This window comes from Streptomyces sp. LHD-70 (assembly GCF_031157275.1).
GTDB lineage: Bacteria > Actinomycetota > Actinomycetes > Streptomycetales > Streptomycetaceae > Streptomyces.
In genome coordinates, this window is record NZ_JAVIFW010000001.1 from 129,804 (window position 1) to 151,210 (window position 21,407).

The 21,407-nt window shown below is 71.6% G+C and carries 20 protein-coding genes and 2 tRNA genes; 17 read left to right on the forward strand and 5 right to left on the reverse strand.

Annotation, left to right across the window (positions count from 1 at the left end; genetic code table 11):
• Window positions 1-45: 45 nt before the first annotated feature.
• Window positions 46-1,485 carry a GTPase ObgE gene (obgE, locus tag RCO28_RS00540; protein ID WP_308938884.1) on the forward strand — a complete coding sequence of 480 codons (1,440 nt, stop codon included), beginning with the start codon at window positions 46-48 and terminating at the stop codon, window positions 1,483-1,485.
• 106 nt (window positions 1,486-1,591) lie between these two features.
• Here the strand turns inward: obgE and RCO28_RS00545 are convergent, their stop codons facing one another.
• On the reverse strand, window positions 1,592-3,664 hold the full coding sequence (locus tag RCO28_RS00545; protein ID WP_308938885.1) for a hypothetical protein: 2,073 nt from the start codon (window positions 3,662-3,664) through the stop codon (window positions 1,592-1,594).
• A 373-nt stretch (window positions 3,665-4,037) separates the two neighbouring features.
• On the opposite strand from RCO28_RS00545, the gene proB reads away from it, so the two are divergent.
• From proB to RCO28_RS00570, 5 genes are all read left to right on the forward strand, one after another.
• Window positions 4,038-5,144: a glutamate 5-kinase gene (proB, locus tag RCO28_RS00550; RefSeq protein WP_308938886.1), complete on the forward strand. Its 1,107-nt coding sequence runs from the start codon at window positions 4,038-4,040 to the stop codon at window positions 5,142-5,144.
• 286 nt (window positions 5,145-5,430) lie between these two features.
• Entirely contained in the window at window positions 5,431-5,919 is a 489-nt protein-coding gene (locus RCO28_RS00555; RefSeq protein ID WP_308938887.1) for a hypothetical protein, read from the forward strand.
• 105 nt (window positions 5,920-6,024) lie between these two features.
• Entirely contained in the window at window positions 6,025-7,308 is a 1,284-nt protein-coding gene (locus tag RCO28_RS00560; protein WP_308938888.1) for a glutamate-5-semialdehyde dehydrogenase, read from the forward strand.
• Window positions 7,309-7,387: 79 nt separating this feature from the next.
• Complete coding sequence (locus RCO28_RS00565; protein ID WP_374991065.1) at window positions 7,388-8,098, forward strand: hypothetical protein; 711 nt, start codon at window positions 7,388-7,390, stop codon at window positions 8,096-8,098.
• 115 nt (window positions 8,099-8,213) lie between these two features.
• Complete coding sequence (locus tag RCO28_RS00570; RefSeq protein WP_308938890.1) at window positions 8,214-9,311, forward strand: hypothetical protein; 1,098 nt, start codon at window positions 8,214-8,216, stop codon at window positions 9,309-9,311.
• Between the two features lie 101 nt (window positions 9,312-9,412).
• On the opposite strand, the gene RCO28_RS00575 is transcribed toward RCO28_RS00570, so the two are convergent.
• The gene (locus RCO28_RS00575) at window positions 9,413-10,528 is read right to left on the reverse strand and encodes a M48 family metallopeptidase (RefSeq protein ID WP_308938891.1); all 1,116 of its coding nucleotides are present in this window, start codon (window positions 10,526-10,528) and stop codon (window positions 9,413-9,415) included.
• Between the two features lie 145 nt (window positions 10,529-10,673).
• Between RCO28_RS00575 and RCO28_RS00580 the strand changes: the two genes are divergently transcribed.
• From RCO28_RS00580 to RCO28_RS00610, 7 genes are all read left to right on the forward strand, one after another.
• Window positions 10,674-10,871: a hypothetical protein gene (locus RCO28_RS00580; protein WP_308938892.1), complete on the forward strand. Its 198-nt coding sequence runs from the start codon at window positions 10,674-10,676 to the stop codon at window positions 10,869-10,871.
• Window positions 10,872-11,085: 214 nt separating this feature from the next.
• The gene (locus RCO28_RS00585) at window positions 11,086-11,250 is read left to right on the forward strand and encodes a hypothetical protein (protein WP_308938893.1); all 165 of its coding nucleotides are present in this window, start codon (window positions 11,086-11,088) and stop codon (window positions 11,248-11,250) included.
• Window positions 11,251-11,304: 54 nt separating this feature from the next.
• Window positions 11,305-11,931, forward strand: a complete 627-nt coding sequence (gene nadD, locus RCO28_RS00590; protein ID WP_308938894.1) for a nicotinate-nucleotide adenylyltransferase — start codon at window positions 11,305-11,307, stop codon at window positions 11,929-11,931.
• A 16-nt stretch (window positions 11,932-11,947) separates the two neighbouring features.
• Window positions 11,948-13,726, forward strand: coding sequence for an LCP family protein (locus tag RCO28_RS00595; RefSeq protein WP_308938895.1), 1,779 nt, complete (start codon window positions 11,948-11,950; stop codon window positions 13,724-13,726).
• 141 nt (window positions 13,727-13,867) lie between these two features.
• Window positions 13,868-14,308: a ribosome silencing factor gene (gene rsfS / locus RCO28_RS00600; protein WP_308938896.1), complete on the forward strand. Its 441-nt coding sequence runs from the start codon at window positions 13,868-13,870 to the stop codon at window positions 14,306-14,308.
• On the forward strand, window positions 14,305-14,976 hold the full coding sequence (locus RCO28_RS00605) for a histidine phosphatase family protein (RefSeq protein WP_308938897.1): 672 nt from the start codon (window positions 14,305-14,307) through the stop codon (window positions 14,974-14,976). Before rsfS ends, RCO28_RS00605 begins: the two co-directional genes overlap by 4 nt.
• A gap of 94 nt (window positions 14,977-15,070) precedes the next feature.
• Window positions 15,071-15,143, forward strand: a tRNA-Ala gene (locus RCO28_RS00610).
• Window positions 15,144-15,166: 23 nt separating this feature from the next.
• Here RCO28_RS00610 and RCO28_RS00615 read toward each other — a convergent pair.
• The gene (locus RCO28_RS00615) at window positions 15,167-16,075 is read right to left on the reverse strand and encodes a helix-turn-helix transcriptional regulator (protein ID WP_308939645.1); all 909 of its coding nucleotides are present in this window, start codon (window positions 16,073-16,075) and stop codon (window positions 15,167-15,169) included.
• A 94-nt stretch (window positions 16,076-16,169) separates the two neighbouring features.
• On the opposite strand from RCO28_RS00615, the gene RCO28_RS00620 reads away from it, so the two are divergent.
• The 3 genes from RCO28_RS00620 (at window position 16,170) to RCO28_RS00630 (ending at window position 18,171) form a co-directional block, all read left to right on the forward strand.
• Window positions 16,170-17,612 carry an MFS transporter gene (locus RCO28_RS00620; RefSeq protein ID WP_374991066.1) on the forward strand — a complete coding sequence of 481 codons (1,443 nt, stop codon included), beginning with the start codon at window positions 16,170-16,172 and terminating at the stop codon, window positions 17,610-17,612.
• An 88-nt stretch (window positions 17,613-17,700) separates the two neighbouring features.
• Complete coding sequence (locus RCO28_RS00625; RefSeq protein WP_308938898.1) at window positions 17,701-17,934, forward strand: hypothetical protein; 234 nt, start codon at window positions 17,701-17,703, stop codon at window positions 17,932-17,934.
• Between the two features lie 3 nt (window positions 17,935-17,937).
• Complete coding sequence (locus RCO28_RS00630) at window positions 17,938-18,171, forward strand: hypothetical protein (RefSeq protein WP_282536901.1); 234 nt, start codon at window positions 17,938-17,940, stop codon at window positions 18,169-18,171.
• Here the strand turns inward: RCO28_RS00630 and RCO28_RS00635 are convergent.
• A complete protein-coding gene (locus RCO28_RS00635) occupies window positions 18,150-19,442 on the reverse strand; it encodes a glycosyltransferase 87 family protein (protein WP_308939647.1) in 1,293 nt (430 codons plus the stop codon). The genes RCO28_RS00630 and RCO28_RS00635 overlap by 22 nt on opposite strands.
• Before the next feature lie 217 nt (window positions 19,443-19,659).
• On the opposite strand from RCO28_RS00635, the gene RCO28_RS00640 reads away from it, so the two are divergent.
• A tRNA-Ala gene (locus RCO28_RS00640) sits at window positions 19,660-19,732 on the forward strand.
• 65 nt (window positions 19,733-19,797) lie between these two features.
• Here RCO28_RS00640 and RCO28_RS00645 read toward each other — a convergent pair.
• The gene (locus RCO28_RS00645) at window positions 19,798-21,375 is read right to left on the reverse strand and encodes an NADH-ubiquinone oxidoreductase-F iron-sulfur binding region domain-containing protein (protein WP_308938899.1); all 1,578 of its coding nucleotides are present in this window, start codon (window positions 21,373-21,375) and stop codon (window positions 19,798-19,800) included.
• Window positions 21,376-21,407: the final 32 nt, after the last annotated feature.

Genomic DNA, 21,407 nt, shown 5'->3' on the forward strand with positions numbered 1-21,407 from the left:
CAGCTGGGCAGTACCCCCGCAGCACCCCCCTGGAGGCACCGAACCATGACCACCTTCGTGGACCGCGTCGAGCTGCACATCGCCGCGGGTAACGGAGGTCACGGCTGTGCCTCCGTACACCGGGAGAAGTTCAAGCCGCTCGGCGGCCCCGACGGCGGCAACGGCGGGCGGGGCGGCGACATCACGCTCGTCGTCGACCAGTCCGTGACCACCCTGCTCGACTACCACCACAGCCCGCACCGCAAGGCCACCAACGGCAAGCCCGGCGAGGGCGGCAACCGCTCCGGCAAGGACGGCCAGGACCTGGTCCTGCCTGTGCCGGACGGCACCGTGATCCTCGACAAGCAGGGCAACGTCCTCGCGGACCTCGTCGGCCAGGGCACCTCGTACGTCGCCGCGCAGGGCGGCCGGGGCGGGCTCGGCAACGCGGCCCTCGCCTCGGCCCGGCGCAAGGCGCCCGGCTTCGCGCTGCTCGGTGAGCCCGGCCGGACCGGTGACATCGTCCTCGAGCTGAAGACCGTCGCGGACGTGGCGCTCGTCGGCTACCCGAGTGCCGGCAAGTCCTCGCTGATCTCCGTGCTGTCCGCCGCGAAGCCGAAGATCGCGGACTACCCGTTCACGACGCTCGTGCCCAACCTCGGTGTGGTGACGGCCGGTTCGACCGTCTACACCATCGCGGACGTGCCCGGACTCATCCCCGGCGCCAGCCAGGGCAAGGGCCTCGGCCTGGAGTTCCTGCGGCACGTCGAGCGCTGCTCGGTCCTCGTGCACGTCCTCGACACGGCCACGCTGGAGTCCGAGCGCGACCCGGTCTCCGACCTGGACGTCATCGAGGCGGAGCTGAAGGAGTACGGCGCGGGCCTGGAGAACCGTCCCCGTCTCGTCGTCCTCAACAAGATCGACGTGCCCGACGGCAAGGACCTCGCCGAGATGGTCCGGCCCGACCTGGAGGAGCGCGGCTACCGCGTCTTCGAGGTGTCCGCCGTCGCGCACACCGGGCTGAAGGAACTGTCGTTCGCGCTCGCCGAGTTGGTCGGCGCCGCGCGTGCCGCCAAGCCGAAGGAGGAGGCGACCCGGATCGTCATCCGCCCGCAGGCCGTGGACGACAGCGGCTTCAGCGTCGTACAGGAGGAGGACGGTCTCTTCCGGGTGCGGGGCGAGAAGCCGGAGCGCTGGGTGCGGCAGACCGACTTCAACAACGACGAGGCCGTGGGCTACCTCGCCGATCGCCTCGAACGCCTCGGTGTCGAGGCCGAGTTGATGAAGGCGGGCGCGCGCACCGGTGACGGGGTCGCGATCGGGTCCGAGGAGGACGCCGTCGTCTTCGACTGGGAGCCGACGATGGCCTCCGGCGCGGAGATGCTCGGCCGTCGTGGCGAGGACCACCGCTTCGAGGCGCCGCGTCCGGCCGCGATCCGCCGCCGCGACAAGCAGGCCGAGCGGGACGAGGCGGACGAGGAGTTCGACGAGTTCAAGCCGTTCTAGTCCCTTGAGTACGTAAGAGGGCGGCACCGGAGTTGTTCCGGTGCCGCCCTCTTGGCGTGCCGTAGGTCGTCGTTCAGCGCACTCGGCGCGTGGGCACGACGAAGGTCTACGCGGAGACCTCTTCTGCGTCCGCGTCCTCCTCCGCCGCCACGTCGTCCGTCGTCGTGCGCTGGGCCGGGATCTCCGAGACCAGGCGGGCCTCCGCGCGGGTGCGGCGGGCGTCGGACTCGGCGCACAGGGCGCGGATCGCGGCGTTGAAGCGGTCGATGGACGGCGGGTCCGACGGGCCGAGCAGGTGCTCCTTGAGCTCGGCGCGGGACTCGGCGTACGGGTCCTGCTCCGGCCGGCGGACCGACTCCATGAGCGCGGGCACACCGTCCGCCTCGGGGGAGAGGATCGTGGCCGCGCGGACCGTCGGGAAGCCCGAGCGGAACTCCGCCTCGGACAGGCCCGAGGTGTTGGCGACCGCGTACGGCTTCTCGCTGCTCAGCCAGTCCGAGACCACCGAGGAGACATCGCTGATCAGCACGTCGGCCTGGTTGAAGCAGGAGAAGATCGCCGGGCGGGCCGTGGTGATGATCTGGTGCTCCCACTCGGGGAACGAGCCCCAGTACGCCGCCTCCCAGGCCGCCGTCGCCGCGACCACGGCCGCCTCGCGGTCCTCGGCGGGCGCCGTCTGCAGCATCATGCGCTCCATCTCATCGGTTCCGGTACGGAACGACGACGAGGTCAGCGCGTCCAACTCGGCGGTGCGCAGGGCGAGTTCGCGGTCGGCCTCGGGGCCGGGGCGGGCACCGGCGCGCTGGGCGTTGGCCTCCTGGACCATCGCCTTGATGCGCTCGTTGGCGGCGCCGGCGCGCGGGTCCTGCGAGCCCGTCATGGGGTGCGGCTTGTAGAGGAGCCGGACCTTCGGGTCGGCGAGCAGCTCGCGGACGATGTTCTCACCGGCGAGGACCACCGAGGTGTTGCCGGGGTTGCCGTCCCAGCCCTCCCACGTGGGGGCGTAGAGGACGGTGGTGAACTCGCCGGTGGGGGCGCCCGCGTACGGGCGGATGGGGGAGAGCTGCGGGCGGCCGACCTCCACGACGTCCTTGTCGTCGACGCCGATGTCCGCGAGCTGGTAGCGGTCGCGGGCGGCCGGCCCGGCGACCCAGACCTCGTCGTAGGCCTTCGCGTACGGGTTGCAGGAGGAGAGCTTGTCGCTCTCGCCGTGGTTGATGAACGCGTGCTTCAGCGTGGGGATGCGCAGGACCTGCGAGGTCTTCGCGGCGTTCGCCGGGTGCAGCATCATCTTCAGCGTCGAGTCCTCCAGGGCGAACATGTTCGCGACCTTGGGGACGCACAGGATCGGCACGTCGGTGGCGTCGATCTTCTGCACCATGAAGCGCTCACGCAGCACGATCAGCGGCTTGCCGTCGACCTTGGCGAGCGTGGAGAGCCACATGTTCGCCTGGTACGCGGAGGTGGTGCCGCCGGAGAAGTACATGGCGACGGTCGGCTTGTACGCGTCGAGCCAGGCGGAGAGCCACTCCATGACCTTGGCGTCGTCCACGGCGCGCTTCTTCGGCAGCATCCAGGTGGCCAGGTACACGGTGCCGCCGGCCATCAGGGCGAGCGAGACGCCGACGCCGATCGCGCCCGCGTACACGGTCTTGGTGAGCGCCGAGACCATCAGGCCGACCGTCGCGGGGGCCGAGAAGACGAGCAGGCGGTGGGCCTGGCGGCGGGCCAGGATGCGCGGCGGGGCGGCGCTCAGGTGCAGCGTCGACGCGTCGATGTTGCGCGTGACGATCGGCAGCTGGCGGCTGCGCCGGACCAGTACGGCCAGGGCCTGGCAGACGAAGTGCGCCAGGTAGAAGGCGAGCAGCGCGATGGTGAGCGGCGCCTGCTCGGCGAGCGGGTTGATGCCGGGCAGCCGGAGCAGGCCGACCACGATCAGCATGTCGCGAAGGAGCTGGCGCACCGTGACGTCGAACCGGATCTTGCCGAGCAGGGCGAGCAGACCCGGACGCTTGTACTGCAGATAGGTGTCGAGGGCCAGACCGCCGGCGCTCGCGACGATGAAGACGGGCAGATTCGGCAGCAGAGCGCTGGCGAGTTGCGCCGTGAAGAGCGCGAACATCGTGAACAGCGTGAGCAGCTGCACGACGCGGCGGGGGGCGAGTCCGGCGGAGGGCACGGGCTGGGCTCCTGGCAAAGTTCGGATGGGGGGATGCGGCAAAAACGGCCCGTGGGGGAGGGCCGCGTGAGGAAGGCTGACCCCTGACCGTATGACCATCCGTGCTGCCCGGGCAATCTTCCGTGACAACTATCACCGGATACCGGGGCAAAGCGACCGAACCCCGAGCCGCCGCCCACCGTCCGGCCGGAACCCCCGCTTCCGCCCGCGCCGACCACGGGTCGGAATGCGCAGGCGGCCCTCGCCCCGTCTCACGTAGATTGCGGGAGCAGGGATCGTCACCGGCCGTGGGCAGTGGTTTCGGCACTGGCCGTCGAACGTCGCCGGTAGGGCAGCAGGGGAACGCAGGGTGTCAGGCGTAGCAAGGAAGAGTGTGGCCGAGGCCCGTCGCATCGTGGTGAAGGTGGGCTCCTCGTCGCTCACCACCGCGTCCGGCGGTCTGGACGCGGACCGGGTGGACGCCCTCGTCGACGTCCTCGCCAAGTCCCGCAGCGGCGGTGAGAAGGAGATCGTCCTGGTCTCCTCGGGTGCCATCGCCGCCGGGCTCGCCCCGCTCGGCCTGCGCCGCCGACCGCGCGACCTCGCCCGGCAGCAGGCCGCGGCCAGCGTCGGCCAGGGTTTGCTCGTCGCCCGCTACACCGCCTCGTTCGCGCGCTACGGCGTACGCGTCGGCCAGGTCCTGCTCACCAGCGACGACATGGCCCGCCGCGCCCACCACCGCAACGCCTCGCGCACCCTCGACCAGCTCCTCGCCATGGGCGCGCTGCCGGTCGTCAACGAGAACGACACGGTGGCGACGGACGAGATCCGCTTCGGCGACAACGACCGCCTCGCCGCCCTCGTCGCCCACCTGGTCCGCGCGGACCTGCTCGTCCTGCTGTCCGACGTGGACGGTCTGTACGACGGGGACCCGGCCAGGCCCGAGAGCTCGCGGATAGCGGAGGTGCGCGGGCCGGACGACATCGCGCACGTCCAGATCGGCAGCACGGGCAAGGCGGGCGTCGGCACCGGCGGCATGGTCACCAAGGTCGAGGCGGCCCGGATCGCGGCCGCCGCCGGCATCCCCGTCGTCCTCACCTCCGCGGTGCACGCGGCCGACGCGCTCGCCGGGCGCGCCACCGGCACCCACTTCCACAGCACGGGCCGCCGCTCCGCCGACCGCCTGCTCTGGCTGCAGCACGCCTCGACCCCGCAGGGCGCGCTCACCCTCGACGACGGTGCGGTGCGGGCGGTCACCGAGCGGCGTACGTCACTGCTGCCCGCCGGGATCCAGGCCGTCGAGGGCGAGTTCAGCGCGGGCGACCCGGTCGAGCTGCGGGACGCCGAGGGCCGCGCCGTCGCCCGCGGCCTGGTCAACTTCGACGCCAAGGAGATCCCCCAGCTCATCGGCCGCTCCACCCGCGAGCTGGCCAAGGAGCTCGGTCCGGCGTACGAGCGGGAGGTCGTCCACCGGGACGACCTGGTACTCCTGCACGAGTGAGCGCCCGCGCGCAGGTTCCCTCCGTCCCTGCGTCCCTGCGTCCCTCCGTCCCTGGGCCCGTCTCCCCGGTCCTTGCGGGCCCTGGGTCCCGTACGTGCCGTACGCGCGGTACGCACAGTTCGCGCGCTGATCCGGCCGAAATGGCGCCCTCTGGGCGGGGACCTTCCGTAAAAACGCCACGCGAAGCGTCCCGGCCTGTTCAACTTTGCTGTGGGGCAATTGTTTGCGGGGCAGTGAGGCGGGCGGGGCAGGTCCGCACGACGAAGGCAGAGCAGGAGGCCGCCAGGTGAGACGAGCGCGCCCTGGGGCGGCGTCCCGAGGCGGGGAGCGGGCCCTGACCAGCGTCAGGACGGGCGACCGCCCCGCGGACCCGGTCGAGCGGACCGAGCCGACGACTCAGCGGGCGGAGCAGGAGCGGCCGGCGTCCGCCGACGAGCCACGCCTGTGGCACGTGACCCTGAGCGTCTCGGGCCCCGCGACCCCGCTCCCGGACATCAGGCGGGCCCTCGAACAGCTGGCCCACGACCACCCCTTCCTGCTGACCAGCCGGTACGCGAACGACCACGCCGAGATCCGGTACTGGGAAGAGGCCCGCGACCTGCACGACGCCGCCGCGGTCGCCCTGCGCCTCTGGGGCGAGCACCGGCAGAGTGCGCAGCTGCCGCCGTGGGAGATCGTCGGCCTGGAGGTCATCGACCGGGACACGTACCACCAACGCATCGCGGAGGGGTACGGTCCGCCGCCCGCGGCCCCGGTGGGCGTCCACCCCTTCTGACGCCTTGGTGAGAGGGGCACGGCACGGCTCACGGCAGGTTCCGGCCACGTCTCGGAGTGCGGGACACCGTCTGGACGCCGCGAGCGCCCCCGTTACGCTGCGGGCATGACCTCGCTCTCCCCGTATGCCGACATGTCCCCGGTCGCCCAGGCCGCCTACCGCGCCCGCGCCGCGGCCGCCGACATCGCGCCGCTGCCACGGGCCGCCAAGGACGACGCGCTGCTGGCCATCGCGGACGCCCTCGAAGTGCGGACCAAGGAGATCGTCGAGGCCAACGCCGAGGACATCGCCAAGGCCCGCGCCGCCGGCACCAGCGAGTCGATCGTCGACCGCCTCACCCTCACCCCGGAGCGCGTCCGCGCCATCGCCTCCGACGTACGGGACGTGGTGGCCCTGCCCGACCCGGTCGGCGAAGTCGTGCGCGGCTCGACCCTGCCCAACGGCATCGACCTGCGCCAGGTCCGCGTCCCCCTCGGCGTCGTCGGGATCATCTACGAGGCCCGCCCCAACGTCACCGTCGACGCCGCCGCCCTCTGCCTCAAGTCCGGCAACGCGGTGCTGCTCCGCGGCTCGTCCTCCGCGTACCACTCCAACACCGCGCTCGTCCGCGTCCTGCGCGACGCCGTCGGCGGCGCGGGTCTGCCGGCCGACGCCGTGCAGCTCGTACCGGGTGAATCCCGGGACTCCGTACGGGAGTTGATGCGCGCCCGCGGCCTCGTCGACGTGCTCATCCCGCGCGGCGGCGCCTCCCTCATCAAGACCGTCGTCGAGGAGTCCACGGTCCCCGTCATCGAGACCGGCACCGGCAACTGCCACGTCTACGTGGACGCCCACGCCGACCTCGACATGGCCGTCGACATCCTGATCAACTCCAAGGCGCAGCGCCCCAGCGTCTGCAACGCCGCCGAGACCCTCCTCGTCCACCAGGACATCGCCGACGCCTTCGTGCCGCGCGCCCTCGACGCGCTCGCCGAGGCCGGCGTCACTGTGCACGCCGACGAGCGAGTCCTTGAGCACGCGGAGAAGTCCAACGCCACCGTCGTGCCCGCGACGCCCGAGGACTGGGAGGCCGAGTACCTCTCGTACGACATCGCCGCCGCCGTCGTCGACTCCCTCGACAAGGCCGTCGAGCACATCCGGCTCTGGACCTCCGGGCACACCGAGGCCATCGTCACCACCTCGCAGCAGGCCGCCCGCCGCTTCACCCAGCTGGTCGACTCCACCACGGTCGCCGTGAACGCCTCGACGCGGTTCACCGACGGCGGCCAGTTCGGCTTCGGCGCCGAGATCGGCATCTCCACGCAGAAGCTGCACGCCCGCGGCCCGATGGGCCTGCCCGAGCTGACCTCGACGAAGTACATCGTCACCGGCGACGGCCACACCCGCTGAGCCGTACGGCGTACGCGTACGAAGCGGCGAATTCCCTTACGCCCTGCCCAAATTGACCCCCCAGGTCTACTCTGGACCCGTGCCGGAGGACGTGGGGGGCACGCCGTCTTCGGACGGCCGGGAGCCCGACGACGACCGCGACCACGGACGTGCGGACGACGAGTTCGCCGCCGTGGTCTTCGACGAGGACTTCGTCCGCTCCGCCGCCTTCCACGAGCCCAGCGCCGTCGAGCGCCTGCTCGCCGCGGCCGAGGCGCGGGCCGAGGCCGAACACCGCCGCCGCGGCCGCACCCGCCGCGAACACGACCCGGACGATCCGGACGACCCGGACGACCCGGACGGCCCGTACGACGACGACCGGGACGAGTACGAGCGTCTCGCCTTCGGAGACGGGTACGCGGACGAATTCGGTCACGATCCGGAGGGGGACGATCCGTACGCCCCCTATGGGCATGCCCGCCGGCGGGGGCGGCGCGGGCACGCCGGGTGCGCCGAGCACGGGATCACCGGGTTCTGCGCGGACTGCGACGCGGACGGTTTCTTTGCCGGGCGCCGCGCTCCGGGCCGCTGGCACCGGCCCGTCGCCTGGGTGCTCGCCCTCGTCATGGGCATCGGCATGGTCGCTCTCGCCTTCACCGCCGTCTACCGCGGCAACGCGTCCCCCCGCCAGGACCCGGTTCCGTCGCCCGCCACGAGCGGCGTCGACAGCAGCCCCTCCATGCCGGTCGGCCCGTCCGTCCCGGCCGATCGCTCCGCGCCCGCCCTGCCGGTGCAGCCGCGGATGCCCTGACGTGCGTCTCGGCGTACGCCCTGCGTAAGCCCATGCCGGTAAGTTCTCTGGCCCTGCCGGAAGTTGACGCGTACCAGCGCGTTTACCCGAGGCGCCGGAGACCTACCCTGAAAGTATGGCCGGGCCTGGAGACCCACCTGAGGGCACACCCGAAGGCACACCAGAAGGCGTCCCCGGTGGAGGCGAGGAAGAGTACCGATCCGTCGTCTTCGACGAGTCGTTCGTACGCGCTGCCCGCCTCCAGGAGTTCTCCGCGCGCGAGCGCGTCGGCGAGCACGCGCCCGCCGTGCGCCGCCGCCCCGCCGCTGCCGCCACCGGATCCGGCTCGCTGTCCCGGCAGGCGCTGATCCTCGTCCTGCTGATCGCGGTCGCCTTCGCCACGGCGATCTTCATGGGCGTACGCAACCCGGCCCCGCCCCCTCGCCACCGGCCCGCCGACCCGCTGCGGACGACCGTCGTCCCCCTCGCGCCGCGCGGGCCCGTGCCCGGCGCGCAGGACGTCTCCGAGCTGCTGTCCCGCAGTCCCGCCAAGCAGTTCAAGGCCGGGGCCGCCGGGATCGGGTTGCCCGCGGAGCAGCGCACCGAGCACTTCTCCGACAGCCAGGTCCTCACCGCCCTGACCACAGCCAAGGACTACCTCGTGGCGTCCTCCCTCGACCCCGACGCGCTCACCGGGGGCGAGGTGCGCTCCGTGCGGATCCTGCTCGACCCGGACCAGCTGGACCAGTTCGACCGCAGCTTCGAGAGGCCCGCCGCCGACGGCCGCCATGCCGCCACCGGCTGGCTCGTCCGGTTCGACCCGGCCCGCACCGAGCTGGCCGACCCGCGCGTCCGCGTCCAGGGCCGGATGCGCGCCACCGAGGTGAACTCCGAGCTCATCGACGTGACCTCCGAGCACACCTTCGTCTACGCCGTACGGCCCGTGGGCGGGGACGACGAGCGGGCCAGCCTCTTCACCGTCCGCCGCGAACTGCACTTCCGCTTCGACCGCGAGGACCTCCAGCGCCAGCGCACCGAACTGCTCGCCTCGCACGTCCAGGCCGGGCCGCTCTCCTGCTCCACCGGTTCGGCCGACCGGCTGCGGCCCCTGCACGCCGGAGAGACGGCGAAGCCGGGCGGCCCCGCGGGCACCGATCCGTACGCGAGCGGGGCGCAGGACGCGGCGCTGTGCGGGACGCTGGCGGGGTCGGCTCAGCCTTCGCCGCGTCCGTAAGCAGGTAGGTCCGTAAGCAGGTAAGTCCGTAAGCAGGTAAGTCCGTAAGCAGGTAGGTCCGTAGGCAGGCAGGTCCGTACGCGTGCGGGCGGTGCCTCGGGTCAGCGGGTGTCGTCGCCGTCGGGGCCGTCGTGCCCCTGGCGGTCGTCCCGGTCGTCCTCGCCGCTGGGCGCGCCGCTCGTACCGGAGCCCGCCGCCGTGAACTTGTCCCGCAGCTTGCCGCCCAGGTCGCCCGCGCCGCCCGCGATGTCCGAGACCAGCTTCATCAGCGGGTCCTTGGACGTACGGACATCGCTGGCGTAGCTCGACGCGGACTGGCGGAAGGAGTCGGAGACCGAGGTGTCCTTGTCCTCGTCACGCCTCGGGTAGTGGCCGTCCATGATCCGCTGGTAGTCACGGGACTCGGACCAGAGCTTCAGCTCGGCCGCGCGGACCGTGGTGAAGGGGTGCGAGCGGGGCAGGACGTTCAGGATCTTCAGGACCGAGTCGCGCAGGTCGCCGCCCGCTTCGTACTCCTCGGCCTGGGCCAGGAACGCGTCCACGTTCATCTCGTGCAGGTGGTTGCCGCCCGCGATCTTCATCAGGCCGCGCATGGATGCCTGCAGGTCCTGGCCGACGAGCAGGCCCGCGCGGTCCGCGGACAGCTCCGACTTGCGGAACCACTCGCGCAGCGCCGTCACGATCGCCATGATCGCGACGTTGCCCAGCGGGATCCACGCCACCTTCAGAGCGAGGTTGGTGAGGAACAGCAGGATCGTGCGGTACACCGAGTGGCCGGAGAGGGCGTGCCCCACCTCGTGACCGACGACGGCGCGCATCTCCTCCTCGTCGAGCAGCTCCACCAGGCCGGTCGTGACGACGATGATCGGCTCGTCCAGACCGATGCACATCGCGTTCGGCTTGGGGTCCTGCGTGACGTACATCGGCGGGACCTTCTCCAGGTCCAGGATGTAACAGGCGTCGCGCAGCATGGTGTTGAGGTGCGTGAACTGGGCGTCGCTCACCCGCACCGAGTCCGACAGGAACAGCAGCCGCAGGCTGCGCTCCGGCAGCAGGCCGCTGAGCGCCTTGAAGACGGTGTCGAAACCGCTGAGCCGGCGCAGGGCCACCAGCGCCGAACGGTCCGCCGGGTGTTCGTACGCCCGCGAGGAGATCCCGGGGAAGCGTCGGCGCTGCCGGCCCGGGAGGTTCTCGTGGCGTCCGGAGTTCTCGGTCATGTGGCCCCCAATTTTTCTGCGGCTGGTCCCGCCCCCCAAGAACGTCCAGCCTATGCGCTTCGGTTCCGCCGCGACGGGGTCACATCGATCCGTTTTTCCCGCGCGGGCTACGGTGGCTTGGCAGCACACCGAAGGAGTACGAGTCATGGAGTACGGCCACAGTGCCCTGCTGGCCGCCGCCGAGTTCGCCGAGCTCGCCGCGAAGGACCAGGGGCCGGGCAACACCCTGCGGATCGTCCTCGTCGCCTCCCTCGTCGGCGCCGTCCTGCTCGCCTGGCTGCTGCTCCGCGGCTACCGCAGGGACGCGGACGACGACCGCGAGGACCCGCACGACGACGCCTGAGCCGACCTTCGCGAGCCCGGTTGCAACGGCCCTGAGTCGACCCGCGCGAGCCCGTGCGACGACCCTGAGCCGACCCGCGCGAGCCCGTGCGACGACCCTGAGGTGGGCCCGGAACGTCCGCCGGGGCGGAGTCGGCGTGAGCGCCCGCGAGGTGCCCGCATACGATGTGCGGGAAGTCTCAAGCCCGCTCCCACCCGGATAGGTCCTGCCGACGATGAGCCTCCACACCACCACCGCCCAGCTGGTCACCCTCGCCTCCGGCGGCGGTGAGCACGTAGACGAGCACGCGAGCATCAGCCCTTACGTCACCGGTATCGGTGCGTTCGTCGGTCTGATGCTGCTCCTCTGGATCACCACCCGCTTCAACCGCGACCGCTGATCCGCACACCGCCGCCGACGGGCCACTTGCCCAAGGCCGGTAGGGTCTGCACGCATGGGAGAGCAGGACATGCCTACCGGCCCGTCGATCTCGGGCAAGCGCCGTCTCGGCGTCATGGGCGGAACGTTTGACCCGATCCACCACGGGCACTTGGTGGCCGCCAGCGAGGTGGCCGCTCAGTTCCACCTGGACGAGGTCGTGTTCGTGCCGACCGGGCAGCCGTGGCAGAAGAGCCACAAGGTCGTCTCCCCGGCCGAGGACCGCTACCTCATGACGGTCATCGCGACTGCGGAGAACCCGCAGTTCTCGGTCAGCCGCATCGACATCGACCGCGCCGGACCGACGTACACGATCGACACTCTGCGCGATCTGCGCGCGCTCAACCCCGAGACGGATCTGTTCTTCATCACCGGTGCCGACGCACTCGGCCAGATCCTCACCTGGCGGGACGCGGAGGAACTCTTCTCCCTCGCGCACTTCATCGGCTGCACCCGGCCGGGCCACCACCTGTCGGACGACGGTCTTCCGGAAGGCGGGGTCTCGCTGGTCGAGGTGCCCGCCCTCGCGATCTCCTCGACGGACTGCCGTGTGCGGGTCGCCAAGGGGGACCCGGTCTGGTATCTGGTGCCGGACGGCGTGGTGCGCTACATCGACAAGCGCGAGCTGTACCGCGGCGAGTGAGCCGAGAGGGGCACCGGTGAACGACCGACAGTACGAGCCTTACGACCCGTACGCAGAGGGCCGCTACGAGATCGTCGGCTACGACGAGTACGGGCAGCCGGTGTACCAGCAGGTTCCCCCGCAGCAGCAACCCCAGCAGCCCCCGCAGCAGCCCCCGGGCTACGAGCCGTACGGGAACCAGCAGCAGCCCCAGGGCTACGGCTACGACCCGTACGCCGAGCAGCCCGGATACGACAATCGCGGCTACGACACCACGGCCTACGGCAACACCGCCTACGACAACGGCGGCCACGGCCAGGGCGGATACGGCGATCCGGGGTACGGCGGCCCTGCGTACGGCCAGGGCCGCGACACCGCGTACGACCCGTACGGGCAGGCGGCCGGCACCGGACAGCAGCAGCGTGTCGACGAGCAGACCGCGTGGGTGCCCCAGCAGCCGCACCCCGGGCAGCCGCACCCCGAGCAGCAGCGCCCTCAGCCGCAGCCGCAGACCCCTCCGCAGCGGAACCAGCCCCCGGCGCCCGGGCTGTCACGCGCGGAGGACGAGTACCGCACCGAGCAGTTCCAGTTCGTCGAGGAGCCGGACGACGAGTCCGAGGACGTCATCGACTGGCTGAAGTTCACCGAGTCCCGCACGGAGCGCCGCGAAGAGGCCAAGCGCCGCGGCCGCAACCGCCTGATCGCCCTCGTCGTCGTGCTCGTGCTCGCGCTGACCGGAGGCGTCGGCTACCTCTGGCACGCGGGCAAGCTGCCCGGACTGTCCGGTTCGGAGGGCGGCGGCGCCGCGGCGAGTGGGCCCCAGAAGCGCGACGTGATCGTGCTCCACCTGCACAACACCAAGAAGCGCGGCACGTCCACCGCCCTGCTCGTCGACAACACCACCACCGGGCAGGGCTCCACCGTGCTGCTGCCCAACTCGCTCTCCGTGACCGACGAGGACGGCGCCGCCACGACCCTAGGCAAGTCCGTCGACGAGGACGGCGCCGGCGGCACCCGTGAGGCCATCGACTCGCTCCTCGGCACCCGCATCGAGGGCACCTGGCGCCTCGACACCCCGTACCTCAACAACCTCGTCGAACTCGTCGGCAACATCGAGATCGACACCGATGCGAACGTGCCGGACCCCGAGGCGAAGAAGAAGGGCGAGGCGCCGCTCGTCAAGAAGGGCGAGAAGCAGACCCTGAGCGGCCCGATGGCCGTCGCGTACGCCACCTACAGGGCACCGGGCGAGAGCGAGACGGCGCAGCTGCAGCGGTTCGGCGCGGTGATGCACGGCGTCCTGCGGAAGATCTCCAGCGACCCGGACGCCGCCACCACCACCGTCAAAACCCTCACCCAGATCCTCGATCCGTCTCTCAAGGAGAACGATCTGGGCGCCTCGCTCGCGAAGCTCGCCGAGCACGCGAAAACCGGCGCTTATAAGACGTCGGTTCTGCCCGTGCAGCAGGACGGCACCCTCACCGAGCAGGCCACGCGGGCCGTGGTCAAGGACGTGCTCGGCGGCAAGGTCAAGAGCCCCGACCAGGGCGACGCGGTGCGCATCAGCGTCTCCGGCGCCGCCCAGTCGGTGCAGAGCGCCCGCGTCGACCTCGTCAACGGCGGCTGGGCCGTGGTCCGGGGCAGCGCACGGGCGGGCACGGCGTCGCAGGTCACGTACGCCGATGCCGCCCAGAAGGCGGAGGCGGAGGAGGTCGCCAAGACCCTCGACCTGCCGAGCAGCGCCGTCAGGAAGGGCAAGGTCGCCGCGAACGCCGACGTCGGAGTCGTCCTCGGCGCCGACTATCGGGCGGGCTGAGCCGCCCGCAGCGGCGCCCCGTACCGCCTCGGGCCCCGGCCGCACGCGCGTGTGCAGCCGGGGCCCGAGTAATTGTTGGAGGTGCTGTCCGTGGTCCGTGAGACCCTTGACGGGTACTGACCGCCTAAAGAAAGCCTCGTAGTGACCGCGACGGACCGCTCCATCGAGCTCATCAACGTTGCCGCACAGGCGGCCGCCGACAAGCTCGCGCACGACATCATCGCCTACGACGTCAGCGACGTCCTCTCCATCACGGACGCCTTCCTGCTGGCCTCCGCGCCCAACGACCGCCAAGTCAAGTCGATCGTCGACGAGATCGAGGAGAAGCTCAACAAGGAGCTCGGCGCCAAGCCCGTGCGCCGCGAGGGCGACCGCGACGCCCGCTGGATCCTCCTCGACTACGTGGACATCGTGGTGCACGTCCAGCACAGCGAGGAGCGCGTCTTCTACGCCCTCGAGCGCCTGTGGAAGGACTGCCCCGAGCTCGACCTGCCCGAGGACGCCAAGGCCACCCGAGGCAAGGGCGCCAAGCACGCCGAGCAGCAGGAGGCGGACGCCGACAGCGCCGGAGACCTCCGGTGAGCTCCAAGAGCTCGTTCCTGAACGCCTCCGGCGGCCGCGGCCGCCGCCTCGTCCTGTGGCGGCACGGCCAGACGGCCTGGAACCTGGAGCGCCGCTTCCAGGGCAGCACGGACATCGAGCTGACCGACGAGGGCGTGGCCCAGGCCCGCCGCTCGGCCCGGCTGCTCGCCTCCCTGAAGCCGGACGCCATCGTCGCGTCTGACCTCAAGCGCGCCGCCGCCACCGCGACCGAACTGGCCGCCCTGACCGGCCTCGACGTCGCGCACGACGACGCCCTGCGGGAGACCTACGCCGGCCACTGGCAGGGCCTCACGCACGACGAGATCATCGCGCAGTACGGCGAGCAGTACGCCGCGTGGAAGCGCGGCGAGCCCGTGCGCAGGGGCGGCGGCGAGCTGGAGACCGAGGTCGCCGAGCGGGCCGCGCCCGTCGTCCTCGGGCACGCGGACAAGCTGCCCGACGGCGGCACGCTCGTCGTGGTCAGCCACGGCGGCACGATCCGCACCACGATCGGCAGGCTCCTCGGCCTCGATCCGCACCACTGGGAGGGCCTCGGCGGCCTCTCCAACTGCTGCTGGTCGGTGCTCGGTGAGGGCGCCCGCGGCTGGCGGCTGCTCGAGCACAACGCGGGCACACTGCCGGAACCGGTCCTCGGCGACGACGACTGATCCCGCTGCCGGAGGCCAGGAACCCGGATTTCACTTTCCGGCAGGTCGCAGGCTAAAGTTCTTCTTGTTCGCCCGCCGAGCGGGAAGAACACCAGGGGCTATAGCTCAGTTGGTAGAGCGCTTGCATGGCATGCAAGAGGTCAGGAGTTCAATTCTCCTTAGCTCCACAGTCACCAGAATCCCGTCCCCATCAGGGGGCGGGATTTCGCGTTGTACGCGGCCTTTCGCGACCCGTCCGACTCCGGTGTGCGCCCAGCGCGGCCGTGCGGGACCTGCTCTCCTCGTCGGCCGGGGTGTACGTCACGATCCGGCACTCGGGCATGCCGTTGATCGACAGGGACACCGACGTCATGCGTATCTCGCCGACCTTTCTGTGCCGGAAGGTCTTCACGCGCGGGCCGGGCGTCACCACGTTCCCACTGCGCCACAGCTCCGCGAAGTACGGGCTCGCGGTGGACAGATCGCGCACGAAGTCCTCCCAGGCGGACTCGCCCACATGGGAGCCGTACGCCTGGCGCAACTGGGCCACCATCATCGGGAGCTCCGTGTCCCGGAACACCACCGGGCACTCCGTCTCGTCGAGCGTGAACAGCGCCCACAGCGTGTTGTAGACACCCACCGAGCGGATCGCCGGGGTGTCGAAGAGGTCCAGATAGGCGGGGTTGGTGGCGAGGACGTCGTACCGCGCGTTGTAGACCACCGCAGGGTGGGGGTCCAGGGCGTCGAGGATGCCCTGGATCTCTGAGCCGACGCAGTCCGTGGCGGGGCCGCGCGGTGGGACGTACGCCACCTCCGCCAGTTGGTAGAGGTGCTCGCGCTCGGCCTCGTCCAGGCGGAGTGTGCGCGCCACGGCGTCCAGGACCTGCGGTGAGGCGTTGATGGGGCGGCCCTGCTCCAACCACGTGTACCAGGTCACGCCCACGCCGGAGAGCTGGGCGACCTCCTCGCGGCGCAGGCCGGGGGTACGGCGGCGCAGGCCCGGTGGCATGCCCACGTCGGCGGGGGTCACCCGGGCCCGGCGGCTGCGCAGGAACGCGGCCAGCTCGGGCCTGCGGCCCCTGGCACCCACTGTCTCCGTCACGGTCGTCACATCCCCCAGGGTCGATCGGATCGGGTGCTGTTGCCAGGTGGTGTCAGTACCCGTATCAGCGGGCTCTCGTGAGGCGCGGGCGTGGGCGGTCACGCTCGCTCCCATGACGACAACCGCTGTGCCCAGTAAAGACCTTGGCACTGACAACGCGACTCCCGTGCAGCCTCGCAGGCTCCTCGCCGTGGTGCTCGCCGCCCAGTTCATGGCACTTCTCGACGTCTTCATCGTGAATGTCGCGGCGCCCAGCATCCGCGCCGGACTCGCCGCGTCCGGCGCGGGCCTGCAGCTCGTGGTGGCCGGCTACACCGTCTCGTACGCGGTGCTCCTGATCACCGGCGCGCGGCTCGGGGACCGGTTCGGGAACCGCCGCGTCATGCTCCTGGGGCTCGCGTTCTTCACGGCCGCCTCGCTGGCCTGTGGACTCGCCCAGAACACGGGCCAGTTGATCGCCTTCCGGCTCGGCCAGGGCGCTGGAGCGGCGGTGATGATTCCGCAGGTGCTCAGCCTGATCCAGCGGAACTTCACCGGCCACGCGCGCGTGCGGGCCCTCGGCGCCTACGCGGCGGTCCTCGCCGTCGGCGCCGCGGCGGGACAGGTCGTCGGCGGGGTCCTGGTCGCGGCCGACCTCTTCGGCAGCGGCTGGCGGCCCGTGTTCCTCGTCAACGTCCCGATCGGCCTCGCCCTGCTCGCCGCAGGAGCCCGGGTGCTGCCCCGCGACACCCGCGCGCGGGCCGCCCGTGCCTTCGACCTGCCGGGCCTGCTGCTGCTCGCCGCGGCCGTCTCGCTGTTCACGGTCCCGCTCGTGCTCGGCCAGGAACAGGACTGGCCGCTGTGGTCCTGGCTCTCCCTCGCCTCAAGTGCCGTGTTTCTGGCCATATTCGTGGCGTACGAGCATCGCCTCTCCGCGCGGGGCGGGGCGCCGCTCATCGCACCGCGCGTGCTGCGGATTCCCGGGATCGGTGCGGCCGCCGTCCGGATCCTGCTCGTCATGGCGGTGAACGCGGGCTTCCTGTTCGTCCTGACCCTGCACTTCCAGGCAGGTCTCGGACACAGTGCGCTCCGGACGGGGCTCACGTTCGCGCCGACGGCCCTGGTGTTCGGCGTGGTCGGATTGACCTGGGCGCGCTGGCCGCGCCCGCTCCAACGGGCCCTGGTCCCGGCCGGGTTCACCGTGGCCGCGGTGTCCGGTGCGGCGGTCGGCCTGCTGCTGCGCGACGGCTCCTCCGGAGGTCCGTGGCTGTACGTGGCGTTCGCGGCCGTCGGCCTGGGCCTCGCGCTGGGCTACAGCCCGTCCCTGACCGGTGCCCTTGCCGGCGTACGCCAGGAGGACGCGGCGGATGCCAGCGGGCTGCTCGCGACCGTCACACAACTCGGTCAGCTCGTCGGCGTGGCCATGTTCGGCAGCCTCTTCCTCGGGCGCCTAGCGGACACGGCGGCCGTCCCGGCCGGGCAGCGCTCCGCCGACGCCCTTCTGGTGTGCTGCCTGGCACTTGCGGTGACGGCCGTCCTGGGCGCCGTGTCCGGACCGGTACGCACGCGTCGCTGACCCATCTGGCGGTCCGTGGCAGAATCGGCCGGGCCGGAAGGGGGGCTGCACAACCGGCGAAGGGCGCCCGACGGGAGGGAGAAGCGCGATGCCTGCGAGCATCCTCGAGGAGGTCAACGACCTGCTCGACGTGGCCGAGGCGCAGGGCTACGACTGGCTGCCGGAGTACGCGCTCCGTTTCACCTGCCCCCCGTGCGATTGCCCCGCGATCCGCACCTCTCTCAACTGCCCGTCCTGCGGTTCCGCCCACGTCGCCCAGGTCCTCGGCGACAACGGCGGGATCTCCTACGTGTGCACGGCCTGCGGCCACAGCTGGAGCTGATCGATGGGTGCACACAGGCGGAAGTGCGACTGGTGTGGCAGTGGTACGCCGATCGTCCGCGACATGGAGCCGGTCAACTCCGAGTACCAGTACTGGTGCGAGGAATGCGCGCGGGCGCTGATCATAAAAGGCGACCCCATCGAGACGTACCGCGAGCTCGAGGGCGAGCCGATCTACGGCAGGCTCCTGGACGAGCACTGCACGCTCAAGCGCTTCTACTCGTTCGCGACGGCCTGAGCCCTGCCGGCCTGAGGCTGCCTCGGCACGGGCACGCGCGCGTGGTGCCGGTTTTCGCGCAGTCGCCGGGCGGCCACGGCGAGGAACGCGAGACCGGCCAGCGTGTAGCCCGCGGAGAGCATGAACTGCCAGGCGTTCTGGTCGAGTTCGGGGCGTGACGTGGCACTCCCTCCGGCGTGCGGCACCCACCACAGCGCGAACGAGAAGAACAGCACCGCCATCCCGGCCGTCCCTGCCCTGAACCACGCACCGCGCGTACGCCTTGCCTCGGCACCGAGCAGAATCAGTACGGGCACGATCCACACCCAGTGGTGCGACCACGAGATCGGGCTGATCAGCAACGCGGTCACCGCGCAGCAGGTGACCGCCCAGGCGTCGCGCGCGCGAAGCAGCGAAACGACCGCCACGGTGAGCCCGGCCACGGCGACGAGAGCCGCCACCACTGTGTAGGCGGCGCCCGGGTCGGCGGTGTGCAGCAGCCGCGCCAGAACACCGCGCAAGGACTGGTTCGCCGTGTCCTCGGCCTGGCCCGGACGGCTCGCGGCGAACACCATCTCCGTCCAGAACCGCTTCGAGTCGTACGGCAGGACCAGCCAGGACGCCGCGGTGACGGCGAGGAACGTGACCGTGGCGAGCACCGAGCGGCGCAGCCACGGGTTCCACCACTGCTGCCCGGCACGCGCGAGGCGCACCGCCTGCACGAGTCCCGCGAGCGCCAGCATGACGGCGAACAGCGCGGGGGTGAGCTTGATCGCGGCCGCGATGCCGATGCCGATCCCGGCCCAGCGGTTGCCGGGGCGGCGGGTCAGGTCCCACAGCACGAGCACGGCGAGGAGCAGGTTGATCTGCCCGTACCGCAGGGTCGTCCAGACCGGCTCGCACCACACGAGGAGCGCGGCCACCCACAGCGCGACCACGAGCCGCTGCGAGCGCCGCTCGACGCCGACCAGGCGCAGCGACAGGTGGACGACGGCCAGGACGAGCACCAGGTTGAAGCCGGTCGCGAAGGTGCGCATCTCCGGGACGCCGAGCAGCGTCAGCGGTGTGAACAGCAGGGCGGCGAACGGCGGGTACGTCGTCGGCAGCTTGTGGATGGTCGCTTCCAGGGCGTAGAGATCGCCGCCGTTGCGGACGGTCCAGCCCTCGGCGCGGTAGACCATCACATCGAGGAGCGTGACGCCGGCGAGGCGCTGGGCGACCCAGAAGGCGCTGAACGACGCCAGGCAGACCAGGAGGGCGATCAGGAGCCGACGCCGGCCGGGGGCTGCCACGCCGCCGTCCGGCGGGGTCTGCGCATCGTGTCCGGCCCGGTCCTGCTCGAGCCTTTCGTCGGTGTTCGCGGCCGCTCGTCCCTGTGTGGTCACGCGTGCTGACAGTACCGGGTGGGATGTCGTCGCCGGTGGGGCGGACAAACGATTTGGAGGAGCGGCGGGGGACCGGTAATGTTGTCGACGTCGCCGCGGGGAAAACCCGGGCGGTACACCGCAAGGGGCTATAGCTCAGTTGGTAGAGCGCTTGCATGGCATGCAAGAGGTCAGGAGTTCAATTCTCCTTAGCTCCACAGAAGTTGGAGAGCGGGTCGTCCGAATCGGACGACCCGCTCTTCTTTGTGTGTGCCTGCTTTGTTCAACTCCGGCCGCTGTCCAGGGCCTTGCGGCCGACTGGCCCGGGCAGTGCGGGGCGCGCCTCAGGGGCGCTCCGCTCCAGACGCAGGGCGAGCGCGGGACAGCGCCGTACGGCCCGCTGGGCGCGTCCGCGCAGCTGCAGCGGCACCGAGGCGTCCGCGACCGCGGGGAAGCCGTCGGGGCCGAGCCTGATCAGCTCGGGCACGACGTCCGCGCAGAGGCCGTGCCCCTCGCAGAGGGTCCAGTCGACGGCGAGCCGCTCCCCGCTCGTCGCCCCCGGATCGGGCGCTCCGGCGGCGGTGGGCAACGGCAGCAGGCCTCTGGTACGACGGCCGCAGCCACCGCTCAGCACATGCGCTGCGACGTCGTCCGCGAACGCCGCCAGCGTCGACTCCACGAAGCTCGCCGTACCGTCCGGGTGCTTGCAGGCCCCACGCCCGCGGACCGCCGAGACCACTTCGCGCAGCGCTTCGAGGGCCGTGGGGCCGCCGTCCGTGAGGAGGTCGGCGAGGCCGCCTGCCGCGGCGGGCAGGCCGAGGCGGCAGGGGCCGCACTGGCCGGTGCTCTCCGCGGCCAGCCAGTTCGCCACCCGCAGAGCCTCGCCGAGCGGGCACGTCTCGGGGCCGATCGGCAGCACCGCGCCCGCGCCCAGGGCGCCGCCTATCGCCTCGAGGGCGGCGCGGGACACGATGGCGTCGCGTGCGGCTGTCGCGTCCAGCCAGCGGCCGTGATAGCCGCCCGTCAGCACGCCCTGGGGGAGCGGCGGGGCGCCGGCCAGCTGAAGGACGTACCGCAGCGGCACGCCCGTGGGCACCTCGATGACCATGGGGCGGGCCACCGAGCCGGAGAGGGTCAGCAGGACGGTGCCGGGTTCGTCGCGCAGGCCGGTGTTGCGGTAGCGGGCCGGTCCGATCCGTGCGGCGACGGCGAGTTGGGCGAACGTCTCCGCGTTGGACAGCAGCGTGGGCGCGCCACCGACACCGGTGTCGGATGCGCGGACCTTGCGCCCCGGCGGCAGTGCGGGGCCGCCCTCAGCGGAGCGCACCAGGGCGGACGCCTCGCCGGTCACCATGCGGTGCGGGTTTCGCTGGACACGCGCGCGTAGTGCCGCGTTTCGCCGGTTGGTGAGGCCTCTTTCGGCGAGGGCCGCTGTCATCGCCGCCTCGGTCGAGTCGCGCGTGACACCGATCACCAGGGTCCGTGCGCCCAGTGCCTCGGCGGCAAGGAGCGCGCCGTCGAGGACGAGGTGCGGCGCGCGGTTGAGGAGCACGGTGTCCTTGCGGCAGGCGGGCTCGTCCTCGCTTCCGTTGACCACCACGACCGGGCGGATGCCACGGCCGATCGCCGTGCGGGCGACGGCCCGCAGCTTTCTCGCGAAGGGAAAACCGGCGCCGCCGCGGCCGCGCAGCAGTACCTCGTCGGCCAGCGCGGCGAGCCGCTCACCGGCCACCGGCTCCAGCGGACCGTGCACCTTGAGGTGCAGGGCCAGGTCGAGCCGCTCGACCAGGTCGAAGCCCGAGGTGAGTTGGGGGAGGCCGACGACACGCACTTCGGGGACGTCGGGGAGCGGAGCGTTCAAGGACGGCCTCCTGGAGAGGTACGGCTCCCTGG

Coding starts and splice junctions, on each gene's coding strand:
- obgE (WP_308938884.1), top strand. CDS start 46: ATGACCACCTTCGTGGACCGCGTCGAGCTGCACATCGCCGCGGGTAAC.
- RCO28_RS00560 (WP_308938888.1), top strand. CDS start 6,025: ATGACCTCGCTCTCCCCGTATGCCGACATGTCCCCGGTCGCCCAGGCC.
- RCO28_RS00570 (WP_308938890.1), top strand. CDS start 8,214: ATGGCCGGGCCTGGAGACCCACCTGAGGGCACACCCGAAGGCACACCA.
- RCO28_RS00575 (WP_308938891.1), bottom strand. CDS start 10,528: ATGACCGAGAACTCCGGACGCCACGAGAACCTCCCGGGCCGGCAGCGC.
- RCO28_RS00580 (WP_308938892.1), top strand. CDS start 10,674: ATGGAGTACGGCCACAGTGCCCTGCTGGCCGCCGCCGAGTTCGCCGAG.
- RCO28_RS00585 (WP_308938893.1), top strand. CDS start 11,086: ATGAGCCTCCACACCACCACCGCCCAGCTGGTCACCCTCGCCTCCGGC.
- nadD (WP_308938894.1), top strand. CDS start 11,305: ATGGGAGAGCAGGACATGCCTACCGGCCCGTCGATCTCGGGCAAGCGC.
- RCO28_RS00620 (WP_374991066.1), top strand. CDS start 16,170: ATGACGACAACCGCTGTGCCCAGTAAAGACCTTGGCACTGACAACGCG.
- RCO28_RS00625 (WP_308938898.1), top strand. CDS start 17,701: ATGCCTGCGAGCATCCTCGAGGAGGTCAACGACCTGCTCGACGTGGCC.
- RCO28_RS00630 (WP_282536901.1), top strand. CDS start 17,938: ATGGGTGCACACAGGCGGAAGTGCGACTGGTGTGGCAGTGGTACGCCG.